The organism is Pseudomonas sp. TMP9, assembly GCF_037943105.1.
Taxonomy (GTDB): domain Bacteria; phylum Pseudomonadota; class Gammaproteobacteria; order Pseudomonadales; family Pseudomonadaceae; genus Aquipseudomonas.
In genome coordinates this window covers 2,766,008-2,780,735 of sequence record NZ_CP149803.1, presented here as the reverse complement: position 1 = coordinate 2,780,735, position 14,728 = coordinate 2,766,008, and the positions used below count along the sequence as shown (strand labels likewise).

The window sequence follows — 14,728 nt, the reverse complement described above, 5'->3', positions numbered from 1 at the left end:
CATACTAAAAAGCCCGCGCGGTATAGGGCGGCGGGCTTTTTAGTCGAGGGTTGTTACTCAAAGGTTAGCGATTTTCTCGCGTTGCTCGACCATTTTGCTCAGTGCTTGCTCGGCCTCATTCAGCTTGGCACGCTCTTTATCGAGCACTTCGGCTGGCGCTTTGGCAACGAAGCCTTCGTTGGCGAGCTTGCCGCCCACGCGCTGCACTTCGCCGGTGAGCCGGCCGATCTCTTTGTCCAAGCGCGCCAGTTCGGCGTCCTTGTCGATCAGCCCGGCCATGGGCACTAACACCTGCATCTCACCCACTAGTGCGGTGGCAGACATTGGTGCATCTTCACCGGCTTCGAGTACGCGTACCGACTCCAGCTTGGCCAGCTTGTTCAGCAGCGGTGCGTTGTCGGCTAGGCGGCGCAGGTCTTCTGCACTGGCGTTCTGCAGGATGATGTCGATGCGCTTGGCCATGGAGATTTTCATCTCACCACGGATCTGGCGCAGGCCGAGCATCAGCTGCTTGACCCACTCGATGTCGCCTTCGGCAGCAGCATCGATGCGGCTCTCGTTGGCCACTGGCCAAGCTTGCAGCATGATGGTGTCGCCTTGCTTTTCACCTTGGGAGACGCCGGCTTGCGCCTTGATGCGCTGCCAGATTTCTTCAGTGATAAACGGCATAAACGGGTGGGCTAGACGCAGTGCCACTTCCAGCACGCGCACCAGCGTGCGGCGGGTGCCGCGCTGACGTTCGACTGAGGCGTTCTCGTCCCACAGCACCGGCTTGACCAGCTCCAAGTACCAGGCGCAGTACTCGTCCCAGATAAACTCATAGAGGGCGTGCGCGGCTAGGTCGAAGCGGAAGGCGTCTAGGTGACGGATCACGTCGGCTTCGGTGCGCTGCAGGGCGGAGATGATCCAGCGATCCACCGAGGAGAGCTCGACCGGCTCACCGTTGACGCCGGTGTCCTGGCCATCGGTGTTTTCGATGACGAAGTTGGCGGCGTTCCAGATTTTGTTGCAGAAGTTTCGGTAACCCTCAACCCGGCCCATGTCGAACTTGATGTCACGGCCGGTAGAGGCCAACGCCAGGTTGGTGAAGCGCAGCGCGTCGGTGCCGTAGGCGGCAATGCCGTCTGGGAATTCCGCTTTGGTCTGTTTGGCGATTTTTTCGGCCAGTTTGGGTTGCATCAAACCGCTGGTACGCTTTGCCAGCAGCTCATCCAGAGTAATTCCGTCGACGATATCCAGTGGGTCGAGCACATTGCCCTTGGACTTGGACATTTTCTGCCCTTGGCCATCGCGCACTAAGCCGTGCACGTACACGGTCTTGAACGGAATCTGCCCGGTCAGGTGAGTGGACAGCATGATCATCCGCGCCACCCAGAAGAAGATGATGTCAAAACCAGTCACTAGAACGTCGGTGGGGTGGAAGGTCTTGAGGGCATCGGTCTGCTCGGGCCAGCCGAGGGTGGAGAAGGTCCACAGGCCGGAGCTGAACCACGTGTCGAGGACGTCTTCATCTTGGCGCAGGTTGATGTCGCCGAGGTTGTGTTCAGCGCGCACTTCCGCTTCGTCGCGGCCGACATAGACGTTGCCGGCCTCGTCGTACCAAGCCGGGATGCGGTGGCCCCACCAGAGCTGACGGCTGATGCACCAGTCTTGGATGTCGCGCATCCAGGAAAAATACATGTTCTCGTACTGCTTGGGCACAAACTGGATTTCACCGCTCTCGACCACTGCGATAGCTTTTTCGGCCAGCGGCTTGGTGCTGACGTACCACTGGTCGGTCAGCCACGGCTCGATGATGGTGCCGGAACGGTCGCCTTTCGGCACTTTCAGGGCATGCGGCTCAATGCTTTCGAGCAGGCCGGCGGCGTCGAAGGCGGCAACGATTTGCTTGCGGGCTTCAAAACGGTCGAGGCCCGCGTACTCAGCGGGCAGGCTACCGTCGAAGTCGGGGTTAACGCTGCCATCGCCGTGGAACACCTGCGCGGTAGCCAGTACGGCGGCGTTTTTGTCGAAAATGTTGATCAGCGGCAGGTTATGGCGCTTGCCGACTTCGTAGTCATTGAAGTCGTGGGCTGGGGTGATTTTTACGCAGCCGGTACCGAATTCGGGGTCGCAGTAGTCGTCCGCGATGATCGGGATGCGTCGGCCCAGCAGCGGCAGGTCAATAAAGGTGCCGATCAACGCCTGATAGCGCTCGTCATTCGGATTAACCGCGACAGCGCTGTCGCCGAGCATGGTTTCCGGGCGCGTGGTGGCGACGGTTAGGTAATTCTTGCCGTCGGCGGTTTTGTTGCCATCGGCCAGCGGGTAACGCAGGTTCCACAGGCTGCCTTTCTCGTCGTGGCTTTCTACTTCGAGGTCGGAGATGGCGGTGTGGAATTTGGTGTCCCAGTTAACCAGACGCTTGCCGCGGTAGATCAGGCCGTCTTTGTGCAGCCGGACAAAGGCTTCTTTGACCGACTCGGACAGGCCGTCGTCCATAGTGAAGCGCTCGCGCGACCAGTCCACCGAGCTGCCCAGACGACGGATCTGCCGGGTGATGGTGCCGCCGGACTGTTCTTTCCATTCCCAGATTTTTTCCAGGAACTTCTCGCGGCCAAGATCGTGCCGGCCAATGCCTTCGGCGGCCAGCTGGCGCTCAACCACCATTTGCGTGGCGATGCCAGCGTGGTCGGTGCCCGGCTGCCACAGGGTGTTGCGACCCTGCATGCGGCGCAAACGAATCAGGCAATCCATGATCGAGTTGTTGAAGCCGTGGCCCATGTGCAGGCTGCCGGTGACGTTCGGCGGCGGGATCATAATGGTGTAAGGCTCGCCCGCACCCTGCGGGGCGAAATAGTTGTTCGCCTCCCAGTTCTGGTAGAGGGCGGTTTCAATGGCGTGCGGCTGGTAGGTCTTGTCCATGCGCGGCGGGACCCTTATGACGGCTAGACGGAAAAGCCGGCAAGTATAGCGGGGAAGGCCGGTGTGGCGTAAGGGCAAGCACGGCGCGGCTGACTGGCGGGCAAACGGTTCGCCCCCTTAGCCCGGATGCAATCCGGGACCGCGATTGCTTGATGGTGTTGGGTTTATCCGGCGTTGTGGTCTCCCGGATTGCGCCAGGGCTTATCCGGGCTACGGATTGATTGCTGGCGATGGTATGGCGACGTCTTGCTTGTGGGCTAGACCCGTAGCCCGGATGCAATCCGGGACCGCGATTTCCGGATTGTGTTGGGGTTATCCGGCGCTGTGGTCTCCCGGATTGCGCTAAGGCTTATCCGGGCTACGCATTAATTGCCTGCGGCGGGCATGGCGAAGCTTTAGCCGCCGCTGCATTGCGCCTAAGCCGCTACCTGCGTGGTGGCAGCAAGCGGCTCAAGCGGGCATCCAGGCGGCGTTTGAGTTCGGCCTCGATTTGCGGCACGAAGTCGTCGATCACATCCTGCAGAATTAGCTGAGCAGCAGCTCGCAGTTCGCTGTCTAGGCGATTGACCTCGCTGTCGCGGCTGATGCTCTGACTCACTGTGTCACGCAGGCTCGGCGCAGCTCTTAGCGCTGACGCTGCCAAAGTAGGCGGTGGGGTGACGATTTCTGAGAGCAGGGGAATGCTGTCTGGGTCGAGTGAGTCGATCAGCAGCGGGGGTTCGAGGTTTTCATCACCCAGCAGTTGGCGGATCGACTCTAGGTCGTTCAGCAAGTGTGCGGGTTTTTGCGACGGGTTCGGGTTGTCCATGATGTGCTGCTAGAGTTCGACTCGTTTGGGATCATAGCCGCGCTGGCGGTAACTGCGGAAATTGTCCCGGCAGGCGCTCAGCAGGCTGGGTTCTTGGTTGACGATTTCGATCACCCGACTAAAGTGCTCGACCTGCGGTGAAAGGGTCTGGCTTAGGTTGATCAGGACGCCTTGCGTCATCAGCGGTTCTTGGTCCAGACCAATCACCACCGGCGCTTGCGCATCATCTTGCTGCAGGCTGTGCGGCACGAAGCTCTCAGCCTTAAAACGCCACAGCAGTTCATCGACCTCGCTGCATTGCTGCGCATCGCTGCCACGCACAAATACCGGCAGGCCAGCGCGCCAGGCTTTCATCGTCAGCTGGCACGCCGCACGTAGGCGGTCGCCCGGCACGGCGGTGGAGAGTACGTAAAATTCTATTCGGGGCATAACGACACGCTTGGGCGTTGTTGCCAGAGGCGGCTGGCAGGTGGCGCGCAGCTTACCAGCCAATTGCACTCAAAACCGCACCTTCACCGTGCCGTTGCTTGGAATCTGCTGCGCGGCGCCTAAGCACCAGGGCAAAGTGCGGCGCTAAACGCTAGCGCCGACCCGCAGCAGTCCTGCCTCGACGTATTAGGCGTTACTGCGATCCAGTAGGTACTGCGTCAGCATGGGTACTGGCCGACCGGTCGCGCCTTTGTCTTTGCCGCCGCTGATCCAGGCTGTGCCGGCGATGTCCAAATGCGCCCAGTGGTACTTCTTAGCAAAGCGCGAAAGGAAGCAACCAGCAGTTATGGTGCCCGCCTTCGGGCCGCCGATATTGGCGATGTCGGCAAACGGGCTGTCGAGCTGTTCCTGATATTCGTCATACAGCGGCAACTGCCAAGCACGGTCGTCGGCGGCGAGGCCTGCGTCGAGAATCTGCTGCACCAACGCCTCATTATTGCCCATCAGACCCGACACATTGCTGCCCAAGGCGACGATGCAAGCACCGGTGAGGGTGGCAATGTCGATCACCGCTTGCGGCTTGAAACGCTCGGTATAGGTCAGGGCATCACACAACACCAGACGGCCTTCGGCGTCGGTGTTGAGGATTTCCACGGTCTGTCCGCTCATGCTGGTGACGATGTCACCCGGGCGCGTAGCACCGCCGCTCGGCATGTTCTCGGCGCAGGCCAGAACGCACACCAAGTTGATCGGCAACTGCAATTCAAGCACGGCCTTCAGAGTGCCAAATACGCTGGCAGCACCGCACATGTCGTACTTCATTTCATCCATGCCACTGGCAGGCTTGATGCTGATGCCGCCGGTATCAAAAGTGATGCCTTTGCCGACTAAGGCGTAGGGCTTTTCAGATTTTTTGCCGCCCTGGTAGTTGAGCACGATCATCCGTGGCGGCTGGTCGCTGCCCTGAGCCACGGCGAGGAAGGCGCCCATGCCGAGTTCTTTCAGCGCCTTCTCATCATGGATTTCGACCTTGAGGTTCTTGTAAGCCTTGCCCAATGCTTTGGCTTCTTCCGCCAGATAACTGGGGTGGCAGAGGTTCGGCGGCATGTTGCCGAGGTCTTTGGTAAAGGCCATACCAACGGCAATCGCCTGCGCGTGGGTGCTGGCACGCTCGGTGTCTGCTAGCCCCGCTTTGTCGCTGAGCAGGGTGAGTTTCTTCAGTGCGCCGGCTTCGGCTTTCTGGCTCTTGAAACGGTCAAAGCAGTAACCCGCATCGGCCAGGCTCTCCACCATCAGGCGAGTTTTGCCATAGGTGTCGCGGTTTTTCACAAGCAAGCCATCAAGGGCTAATACCGCGTCGCTGCCGCCAAGGTTTTTCAGAGCGGCGTAAACGCTGGTGATGACTTTACGCAGTTGGCGGTCCGACAGTTCGCTGTCTTTGCCGGTGCCGACCAGCAGGATGCGTTCAGCTTTAAGGTTGGGCAGGCTGTGCATCAGCAGGGTCTGGCCGAGCTTGCCGGCCAGGTCGCCGCGCTTGAGCAGGGCGCTGATAGCCCCTGAGCTGGCGCTGTCGAGCGCCGTAGCCGCTTCACTGAGTGTGCCGCCCTCGCCGACAGGGATAACCAGAGTGGCGGTTTTTAGTGTTTCCGGGCGTGCGCTTTTGACAATAAATTCCATTACGTGGTGTCCCCAAGACAACGAGCCGCTATTGCAGGATAATGCCGGCTCTTTTTCGAGGTTCGCCTGTTGCGCGAGCCGGCAAGCAGTGTGGCTAGTGTGTGCTGAGCCAGCTGAGCCTGACAACCCTGGAGTGTCTGGTTTGATCGTCTTCCGTTATCTATCCCGTGAAGTGTTGCTGACCCTTAGTGCCGTGAGCGCGGTGCTGTTGGTCATCATTATGAGCGGTCGTTTTGTTCGTTATTTGGCCCAGGCGGCGCAGGGCATGCTCGACCCCGGCGTGCTGCTGATGATCATGGCGTACCGCATTCCTGGCTTCCTGCAACTGATCCTGCCGCTGGGGCTTTTTCTCGGCATTCTTCTGGCCTACGGCCGCATGTATCTAGACAGCGAAATGACTGTGCTCTCGGCCACCGGCATGAGTCAGCAGCGTTTGCTCGGTTACAGCATGGCGCCAGCCACGCTGGTGGCGTTGCTGGCTGGCTGGCTGAGCTTAGGCCTGGCGCCACAAGGCGTTGAGCATGTGGCGCGCATCCTTAACCAACAGAGCGCCATGACTGAGCTGGATACCTTGGTGCCAGGGCGCTTTCAGTCAATGAAAGATGGTTTGCGGGTCACTTACTCCGAAGAGTTGTCCGAGGATCGCGGCTCACTGTCTGGTGTGTTTATCTCCGAGACTCAGCTGTCGAGCAGCGGTGACAAGCCGCGTGGCCTCTCCGTGCTGGTCGCCGAGTCTGGCCGTCAAGAAATTCAAGCTGACGGCAGCCGCTACCTGATTCTGGAAAATGGTTACCGCTATGATGGCAATCCAGGTCAGGCCGATTACCGCACTATTAAATACGACACTTACGGCGTGCTGCTGCCCAAGCCGCAAGTGGCCGTGGATGTAACCGAGCGCGAGGCGATACCGACGCGCGAACTGATTGGCAGCGATAAACCCAACCTGCAATCAGAGTTGCAGTGGCGTTTGTCGATCCCATTGTTGGTGTTTGTAGTCACCTTATTGGCCGTGCCGTTATCGCGCGTTAATCCTCGCCAAGGGCGCTTTCTCAAGCTGTTGCCAGCCATTCTGCTGTATATGGCGTACCTGTCGCTGCTGATTGGCGCTCGCGGCGCGCTGGATAAGGGACAAATTCCCGCGGCCTTAGGCCTGTGGTGGGTGCATGGGCTGTTCGCGTTGATTGGGCTATTGCTGCTGTATTGGGAGCCGCTGCGGTTACGCGTTGCGGCTCGTCGTGTGGCGCTGGAGGTGGCTCGTGGTTAAGTTAGATCGCTACATTGGCGCACAAGTCTTTGTCGCTATCGTGGCCGTACTGGGCATCATCGTTGGCTTGGCCTTGTTGTTTGCGTTTGTCGATGAATTAGGTGATATCGAGGACAACTACAGCCTGCTCGATGCCCTCGGTTATGTGCTGCTGACCGCTCCGCGACGTATTTACGAAATGCTGCCCATGGCGGCACTGATCGGCTGCCTGATCGGTTTAGGCTCGCTGGCCAGTAACAGTGAATTGACCATCATGCGCGCTGCTGGCGTTTCTACTGGGCGGATTGTCTGGGCGGTGATGAAACCCATGCTGGTGCTGATGGTGGTCGGCGTGCTGATCGGTGAATACCTCGCGCCTTACAGCGAGAATCAGGCCCAAGCCAGCCGTGCTGTGGCCCAAGGTGGCGGTGAAGCGCAAAGCTCAAAACGTGGCTTGTGGCACCGCCAAGGCCAAGAATATGTGCACATCAATGCCGTGCAAGTCGATGGCGTGTTGCTGGGTGTAACCCGCTACCGCTTTGATGAGCAAAAGCGCATGCAGTCCTCCAGCTTCGCCCGGCGCGCCGAGTACCAAGATGATCACTGGCTACTGGAGGATGTCGCCACCACGCATTTCCGTGAGCGCAGCAGTGAAGTGATCAAGCAAGACCGCGAGCGCTGGGATGTTGAGCTGACCCCGCAGTTGCTTGGCACCGTAGTGCTGGCCCCCGATGCGCTGTCTATAACCGGCTTGTGGGGTTACATCCATTACCTGGCTGAACAGGGCCTCAATAACAGCCAATACTGGCTGTCGTTCTGGACCAAGGTGCTGCAACCGCTGGTGACGGCAGCGCTAGTACTGATGGCCATCTCCTTTATCTTCGGCCCCCTGCGTTCGGTAACCTTGGGTCAGCGAGTATTTACCGGCGTGCTGGTGGGCTTTGTGTTCAAGATAAGCCAAGACCTGCTCGGGCCTTCGAGCCTGGTATTTGGTTTCTCGCCACTGCTGGCGGTATTAATCCCCGCCACTGTCTGCGCCCTCGCGGGCGCTTGGTTGCTGCGCCGCGCGGGTTAATCACCCATTAAAAAGCCGGCGCGCACACTGAGTGCTCGCCGGCTTTTTTATTGCTGCCATCAAGGGTGAACACCCTTGGGGCTGTCGCTGCGCAGCATTAAAGAGGGTGCCCAGGCACTTGTACTGAGCGGCGTAAGGGTTATTTCTTATGGATATCTTTGGGCAGCTGAACCACCTGGCTGTCCGAGTACATGTCATGCCAGCTGCGTTTTTCTTTATCCCACAGCACCCAGAAAAAGCCCAAGCCAAGCAGTAACCACGAACCGATTGCTACCAGAAAGCGCAACAGTGCCTGCCACAAACTGATGGCCGTACCGTCGCTGTTTTGAATGCGCAAGCTCCACACTTGCATGCCCAAGGTTTGCCCGCTGTGACTCCAGAACTTGGCGAAAAAGCCGAACAAGCTTAGAAATAGTAAGGTCGAGAGCACGGGGTCGCCGTCCAGTGCGCCTGCGTCAGACATCTGCTTGAGCTGCACCTCACCATAAAAGCCCATCAGGATCAGCTTGTAGATAAACGTCACCACCATCAGCAGCGCAAGGCACAGCAAAAAATCATAAAACATAGCCGCAAAGCGGCGGCCCAAACCGGCGCTGGGGAATTGCCCCTGCGGGCGCAGCAAGTGTTTCGGCATGGTTGGCTCCTGGCTCAAACGAACTGGCGGAAAGTAAATAACAAAGCAGTGCAGGTGAGCATACAACGGTCTTAGGCCATTTCTTATGCCGTAAGGTTGCTATGTGTGATGTGTAAAAAGCGAGTTCTGTAAGCCAGCAGCTCTGCCCGGCAACACATTTATGCTTAAGCGTGAACTCGGTTCATCTATAAGGTTTTCTTGCCCTGAGCCCCGGTAAGTAGGGATCTGCATGCCATGCGGGCTGATAATTTAAATTATCACGGGCTGCACGCGAAAAAAAACCGGCTCAAGGCCGGTTTTCTTGGGTTCTCAGTACGTTTCGGTACGTTCTGAGAGAATCTAATGGTGCCCCGGGGGAGACTCGAACTCCCACTTCTTTCGAAAACGGATTTTGAATCCGCCGCGTCTACCGGTTCCGCCACCGGGGCACAATGGCGGCGGAGTATAGAGAGGGTATTGCGGTTGGTCAATGCACTGCGTGTTCAGAATGTGCGATTTCCGGTAAGCTCTGCGGCCCTCCTAAACGACCCCACTCCGACCATGCGTGTTGCCGACTTCAATTTTGAGCTGCCAGATGCTCTGATTGCCCGCCATCCCCTTGCCGAGCGCTGCGCCAGCCGCTTGCTGGTGCTTGATGGGCCGACTGGCGAGCTGGCCCACAAGCACTTCAATGATCTGCTGGATTATCTGCAGCCCAACGATTTGATGGTGTTTAACAACACGCGGGTTATTCCGGCGCGGCTTTTCGGGCAAAAAGCCTCGGGCGGCAAGCTGGAAATTTTGATTGAGCGAGTGTTGGACAGTCATCGGGTGTTGGCCCATGTGCGGTCGAGTAAGTCACCTAAGCCAGGCTCTAGCATTCTGATTGATGGTGCGGGCGAGGCGCTGATGGTGGCGCGGCATGACGCACTGTTTGAGCTGCGGTTTGCCGAAGAGGTGTTGCCGCTGCTGGAGCGAGTGGGGCATATGCCGCTGCCGCCGTATATTGACCGCCCGGATGAAGAATCTGACCGCGAGCGCTATCAGACGGTTTACGCCTCACGCGCCGGTGCGGTTGCCGCGCCGACTGCCGGGCTGCATTTCGATCAAGCTTTGCTCGCAGCAATTGCCAAGAAAGGCGTCGCCAGCACGTTTGTGACCCTGCATGTTGGCGCTGGGACATTCCAGCCGGTGCGCGTCGAGAAGCTTGAAGACCACCCCATGCACAGCGAGTGGCTGGAGGTGGGTCAAGATGTGGTCGATGCCGTAGCGGCTTGCCGTGCTCGTGGCGGCCGCGTTGTAGCGGTGGGCACCACGAGCGTGCGGTCGCTGGAAAGTGCTGCGCGTGATGGTGTGCTCAAGGCGTTTAGTGGTGACACGGACATTTTTATTTTCCCCGGCCGGCCGCTGCATGTGGTCGATGCGCTGGTGACTAACTTCCATTTGCCGGAATCGACCCTATTGATGCTGGTGTCGGCGTTTGCCGGTTACCCTGAAACTATGGCGGCCTATCAGGCGGCAGTTGACGGGCAGTACCGGTTTTTCAGTTATGGCGATGCCATGTTTATTACGCGTAACCCGGCCCCGCGTGGGCCAGAGGAGCAGCTATGACGCGCACCTGCCGTATGTCATTTGAATTGTTGGCAACCGACGGCAAGGCACGCCGTGGCCGCATGACCTTCCCGCGCGGTGAGGTGGAAACCCCTGCCTTTATGCCCGTGGGCACTTACGGCACGGTCAAGGGCATGCTGCCCCGCGACATTGAGGCGATTGGTGCGCAGATGATCCTGGGCAATACCTTTCACCTTTGGCTGCGTCCCGGTACTGAGGTGATCAAGAAGCACGGCGACCTGCATGACTTTATGCAGTGGCAAGGCCCGATCCTCACCGACTCCGGCGGTTTTCAGGTGTTTAGCTTGGGCGCGATGCGCAAAATTAAGGAGGAGGGCGTTTACTTTGCCTCGCCGGTAGACGGCGCCAAGGTGTTTATGGGCCCGGAAGAGTCGATGCAGGTACAGCGCGACCTGGGCTCCGACATCGTGATGATTTTTGACGAGTGCACGCCATACCCCGCTGAGTTTGATGTGGCCAAGCGTTCCATGGAGCTGTCGTTACGCTGGGCCAAGCGCTCAAAAGAGGCCCATGCCGATAGCACCGCAGCGCTATTTGGCATCGTTCAGGGCGGCATGCATGAAGCGCTGCGCAAGATTTCGCTGGATGGCCTGGAGCAGATCGGTTTCGACGGTTATGCCATTGGCGGTTTGTCCGTCGGTGAGCCGAAAGATGAAATGATCAAGGTCTTGGACTACCTGCCCGCGCAGTTGCCGGCGAACAAGCCGCGTTATTTGATGGGTGTGGGTAAGCCTGAAGATCTGATCGAAGGTGTGCGCCGTGGCGTGGATATGTTTGATTGCGTGATGCCGACCCGCAATGCGCGCAACGGCCATCTGTTTATCGACACTGGCGTGCTGAAAATCCGCAATGCCTTCCATAAGCAGGACAGTTCGCCGCTCGACCCGACCTGCGATTGTTACACCTGCAAGCATTTCTCCCGTGGCTACCTGCATCACTTGGACAAGTGCGACGAAATGCTCGGCAGCATGCTCAATACAATCCATAACTTACGGCATTATCAGGTGCTTATGGCTGGTTTGCGCGAGGCTATTCAACAGGGTACATTGGCCGCCTTTGTCGATACCTTCTATGCCAAGCGCGGGCTCCCAACGCCGCCTCTGGACTGATTTCACAACCTTTAAAGACCTTTCTACAGGAGTGTTAAATGAGCTTTTTTATCCCCGCTGCGTTCGCTGAAGGTGCCGCCCCGGCTGCTGGTCCGGTTGGTAGTGGTTTTGAATGGGTGTTTCTGGTCGGCTTTCTGGTCATCTTCTACCTGATGATCTGGCGCCCACAGGCCAAGCGTGCGAAAGAGCATAAAGGTCTGATCGGTAGCCTGCAGAAGGGCGATGAAGTGGTTACCAGCGGCGGTATCGCTGGGAAGGTGTCGAAGGTTTCTGACGACTTCGTGGTCATTGAAGTGTCCGACACCGTTGAGCTGAAGATCCAGAAAGTGGCGATTGCGGCTTCGCTGCCTAAAGGCACGCTGAAAGCGATCTAAGCCTCACACCTTTACCATTCGACGGGGCGCTTAATGCGCCCCGCGTCATAACGGGCGGCGTCATGCTCAACAAATTTCCCCTCTGGAAGTACCTGCTGATTCTGGCTGTGCTAGCAATCGGCTTCCTTTATTCACTGCCTAACCTGTACCCGGATGATCCGGCGATTCAGATCAGTGGCAACAGCTCCGCCATGCGCGTCGAGCAGGCCGATCTGGACCGCGCAAGCCGCGCCCTCGAAGCGGCCGGTATTAGCGTTAAAGCCGTTAGCTTGGCCAATCAAGGCCGTGCCGGCTTGCTGCGTTTGACCAACGCTGAAGACCAACTGCCTGCCAAAGACTTGGTGCGCAAGGCGTTGAGTGATGAGTTTGTGGTGGCCTTAAACCTGGCGCAAACCACCCCAGACTGGCTACGCAATTTGGGCGGTAGCCCGATGAAGCTTGGTCTGGACTTGTCCGGTGGTGTGCACTTCTTGATGGAAGTGGACATGGACAAAGCGTTGGATGCACGCCGTAAGGTCTACGAGGGTGAGGTTAAGAGCCTGCTGCGTAAAGAGCGCGTGCGTTATCGCAGCCTGCCTGAGCTCAATGGTGCCATTCAATTGGGTTTCGCTGATGAAGCCGCGCTGGAAAAAGCCCAGCAGCTGATCAGTAAGGAATTCACTGATTTCGATCTAACCAGCGTGACGCGTGGTGAGCAGCAAGTGCTGCGCTTGAACCTGACGCAGGCCAAGCTGGTAGAAATTCGCGAATACTCGATCAAGCAAAACTTGACCACGGTGCGTAACCGGGTCAATGAGCTGGGTGTGGCCGAGCCACTGGTGCAGCGCCAGGGGGCTAACCGCATCGTGGTTGAGCTGCCGGGCGTGCAGGATACGGCCGAAGCCAAACGCATCCTCGGTAAAACTGCGAACTTGGAATTCCGTCTAGCGGCTGAGCCGGATGCGTCTAAGGCGTCGACTGAAGCCTTTGAGTTTCGTCAAGAAGGCCGTGCGCCCGCTCAGCTGGAGCGTGATCTGATCATCACCGGTGATCAGGTGACCGATGCTCAGGCCAGCTTTGATGAGAACGGCAGCCCTCAGGTAAATATTCGTCTGGATGGCCGCGGTGGCGACCTGATGAACCGTGCGACGCGCAACAATGTTGGGCGCAGCATGGCGGTAATCTTTATCGAGCAGAAGCCGGTCTCGCGCACCGTGCGCCAGGTGGTGGATGGCGTCGAGAAAGAAGTCGAGCTGCAGACCTTCATTGAAGAGAAGAAGATCATTAGCCTGGCCACTATTCAGTCGCCGCTGGGCAGTCAGTTCCGCATCACCGGCTTAGATGGCCAGGGTGAGTCCTCTGAGCTGGCCTTGCTGCTGCGTGCAGGCGGCTTGGCTGCGCCGATGTACTTTGCTGAAGAGCGCACCATCGGCCCGAGTCTGGGCGCGGACAACATTGCCAAGGGCGTCAATGCGTCGTTGTGGGCAATGCTGTTTGTTTCGCTGTTTATCATCGCCATTTACCGCTTCTTCGGTGTGCTGGCGACGATTGCTCTGGGCTTTAACATGGTGCTTTTGCTGGCACTGATGTCGCTACTTAGCGCCACCCTGACCCTGCCTGGTATCGCCGGTATCGTGCTGACCATGGGTATGGCAGTGGACGCTAACGTGCTGATCTTCTCGCGTATTCGTGAAGAAATTGCCAATGGTATGTCGATTCAACGCGCCATTCATGAGGGTTTTGACCGTGCTTACTCGGCGATTGTCGATGCTAACCTGACCACGCTGCTGGTCGGAGGCATCCTCTTCGCCATGGGTACCGGGCCGGTTAAAGGATTCGCGGTGACGCTGTCGCTGGGGATTCTCACGTCGATGTTTACCGCGATTCTGGTGACGCGTTGCATGGTCAACCTGACGTGCGGCGGACGTGACTTCAAGAAGTTGTGGATTTAAGGGGCTGTGATGAATCGTACGATCAACTTCATGGGGGTGCGCAACATTGCGTTCGCCCTCACCGTGGTCCTGACGCTAGTGGCGTTGGGCAGCCTGTTTACCAAAGGGCTGAATTTGGGCCTGGATTTTACCGGCGGCACGCAAATTGAGCTGAGTTACCAGCAGCCAGCTGACCTCAGTAATATCCGCGCGCAACTGGCCGGTGCTGGTTTTGGTGATGCCGTGGTGCAGAGCTTTGGTGCCACAACCGATGTGGTGGTGCGCATGCAGGGCAACGACCCTGACTTAGGTAACAAAGTAGCCACGGCTTTGCGTCAGGCGGGTGAGCAGCTTGAGGTAAAAAAGGTCGAGTTCGTTGGCCCGCAAGTGGGTGAAGAACTGCGCGACCAAGGCGGGCTGGGGCTGTTGCTGGCGCTGAGCGGCGTGATGCTCTACTTAGCATTCCGTTTCCAGTGGAAGTTCGGTGTCGGCGCGATTGTTTCACTGGTCCACGACGTGATTGTTACGCTCGGCATCCTGTCGTTCTTTCAGATCACCTTCGACCTGACGGTGATGGCCGCGTTGCTCGCCATCATTGGCTACTCGCTGAACGACACCATTGTGGTGTTCGATCGGGTGCGTGAGAACTTCCGGGTGCTGCGTAAAGCGACGTTGATTGAGAACATCAACATCTCCACCACGCAGACCCTGCTGCGCACCATGGCCACCTCCATCTCCACCTTGATGGCCGTGGGTGCGCTATTGATGTTCGCGGGTGACAATCTGTTCGGCTTCTCAGTGGCGCTGTTTATTGGTGTGGCAGCGGGTACTTACTCCTCGGTTTACATCGCCAACGTGGTGTTGGTGTGGCTTGACCTGACGGTGGATGACCTTATTCCGCCCGTGGTAGAAGAAGAGGTCGACGAGCGCCCGTAAATCTGTGCGTTTAATCGC

Annotated in this window: 12 protein-coding genes and 1 tRNA gene; 7 read left to right on the top strand and 6 right to left on the bottom strand. The window is 58.1% G+C overall.

All coding sequences use genetic code 11. The annotated features are described in order from the left end of the window. Positions 1–57: 57 nt before the first annotated feature. The 4 genes from WF513_RS13265 to WF513_RS13250 form a co-directional block, all read right to left on the bottom strand. Positions 58–2,904, bottom strand: coding sequence for a valine--tRNA ligase (locus WF513_RS13265; protein ID WP_339079854.1), 2,847 nt, complete (start codon positions 2,902–2,904; stop codon positions 58–60). Between the two features lie 424 nt (positions 2,905–3,328). Then, on the bottom strand, positions 3,329–3,712 hold the full coding sequence (locus WF513_RS13260) for a DNA polymerase III subunit chi (protein ID WP_339079853.1): 384 nt from the start codon (positions 3,710–3,712) through the stop codon (positions 3,329–3,331). A gap of 9 nt (positions 3,713–3,721) precedes the next feature. Then, a complete protein-coding gene (locus WF513_RS13255; protein ID WP_339079852.1) occupies positions 3,722–4,141 on the bottom strand; it encodes a DNA polymerase III subunit chi in 420 nt (139 codons plus the stop codon). A 186-nt stretch (positions 4,142–4,327) separates the two neighbouring features. Beyond that, positions 4,328–5,818, bottom strand: a complete 1,491-nt coding sequence (locus WF513_RS13250; protein ID WP_339079851.1) for a leucyl aminopeptidase — start codon at positions 5,816–5,818, stop codon at positions 4,328–4,330. 142 nt (positions 5,819–5,960) lie between these two features. Here WF513_RS13250 and lptF point away from each other — a divergent pair, with 142 nt between their 5' ends. Then, positions 5,961–7,082: an LPS export ABC transporter permease LptF gene (lptF, locus tag WF513_RS13245; protein WP_339079850.1), complete on the top strand. Its 1,122-nt coding sequence runs from the start codon at positions 5,961–5,963 to the stop codon at positions 7,080–7,082. Beyond that, positions 7,075–8,136 carry an LPS export ABC transporter permease LptG gene (lptG, locus tag WF513_RS13240; protein WP_339079849.1) on the top strand — a complete coding sequence of 354 codons (1,062 nt, stop codon included), beginning with the start codon at positions 7,075–7,077 and terminating at the stop codon, positions 8,134–8,136. The genes lptF and lptG overlap by 8 nt, the downstream gene beginning before the upstream one ends. Before the next feature lie 139 nt (positions 8,137–8,275). Here lptG and WF513_RS13235 read toward each other — a convergent pair whose 3' ends face one another. After that, positions 8,276–8,770 carry an RDD family protein gene (locus WF513_RS13235; protein ID WP_339079848.1) on the bottom strand — a complete coding sequence of 165 codons (495 nt, stop codon included), beginning with the start codon at positions 8,768–8,770 and terminating at the stop codon, positions 8,276–8,278. Positions 8,771–9,113: 343 nt separating this feature from the next. Then, positions 9,114–9,198 (bottom strand) — tRNA-Leu (locus tag WF513_RS13230). Between the two features lie 112 nt (positions 9,199–9,310). On the opposite strand from WF513_RS13230, the gene queA reads away from it, so the two are divergent. The 5 genes from queA to secF all read left to right on the top strand — a co-directional run bounded on the left by queA (position 9,311) and on the right by secF (position 14,710). Next, on the top strand, positions 9,311–10,360 hold the full coding sequence (gene queA / locus WF513_RS13225) for a tRNA preQ1(34) S-adenosylmethionine ribosyltransferase-isomerase QueA (protein WP_339079847.1): 1,050 nt from the start codon (positions 9,311–9,313) through the stop codon (positions 10,358–10,360). A 14-nt stretch (positions 10,361–10,374) separates the two neighbouring features. After that, the gene (gene tgt / locus WF513_RS13220) at positions 10,375–11,490 is read left to right on the top strand and encodes a tRNA guanosine(34) transglycosylase Tgt (RefSeq protein WP_339083573.1); all 1,116 of its coding nucleotides are present in this window, start codon (positions 10,375–10,377) and stop codon (positions 11,488–11,490) included. A 38-nt stretch (positions 11,491–11,528) separates the two neighbouring features. Then, complete coding sequence (yajC, locus tag WF513_RS13215; protein WP_339079846.1) at positions 11,529–11,864, top strand: preprotein translocase subunit YajC; 336 nt, start codon at positions 11,529–11,531, stop codon at positions 11,862–11,864. A gap of 62 nt (positions 11,865–11,926) precedes the next feature. Then, positions 11,927–13,795: a protein translocase subunit SecD gene (gene secD, locus WF513_RS13210; protein WP_339079845.1), complete on the top strand. Its 1,869-nt coding sequence runs from the start codon at positions 11,927–11,929 to the stop codon at positions 13,793–13,795. Between the two features lie 9 nt (positions 13,796–13,804). Then, positions 13,805–14,710, top strand: coding sequence for a protein translocase subunit SecF (gene secF / locus WF513_RS13205; protein ID WP_339079844.1), 906 nt, complete (start codon positions 13,805–13,807; stop codon positions 14,708–14,710). Positions 14,711–14,728 lie beyond the last annotated feature (18 nt).

Excerpts from the sequence above, each read along its gene's own strand:
- WF513_RS13265 (WP_339079854.1), bottom strand. The coding sequence starts at position 2,904 with ATGGACAAGACCTACCAGCCGCACGCCATTGAAACCGCCCTCTACCAG.
- WF513_RS13260 (WP_339079853.1), bottom strand. The coding sequence starts at position 3,712 with ATGGACAACCCGAACCCGTCGCAAAAACCCGCACACTTGCTGAACGAC.
- WF513_RS13255 (WP_339079852.1), bottom strand. The coding sequence starts at position 4,141 with ATGCCCCGAATAGAATTTTACGTACTCTCCACCGCCGTGCCGGGCGAC.
- WF513_RS13250 (WP_339079851.1), bottom strand. The coding sequence starts at position 5,818 with ATGGAATTTATTGTCAAAAGCGCACGCCCGGAAACACTAAAAACCGCC.
- WF513_RS13235 (WP_339079848.1), bottom strand. The coding sequence starts at position 8,770 with ATGCCGAAACACTTGCTGCGCCCGCAGGGGCAATTCCCCAGCGCCGGT.
- queA (WP_339079847.1), top strand. The coding sequence starts at position 9,311 with ATGCGTGTTGCCGACTTCAATTTTGAGCTGCCAGATGCTCTGATTGCC.
- tgt (WP_339083573.1), top strand. The coding sequence starts at position 10,375 with ATGTCATTTGAATTGTTGGCAACCGACGGCAAGGCACGCCGTGGCCGC.
- yajC (WP_339079846.1), top strand. The coding sequence starts at position 11,529 with ATGAGCTTTTTTATCCCCGCTGCGTTCGCTGAAGGTGCCGCCCCGGCT.
- secD (WP_339079845.1), top strand. The coding sequence starts at position 11,927 with ATGCTCAACAAATTTCCCCTCTGGAAGTACCTGCTGATTCTGGCTGTG.
- secF (WP_339079844.1), top strand. The coding sequence starts at position 13,805 with ATGAATCGTACGATCAACTTCATGGGGGTGCGCAACATTGCGTTCGCC.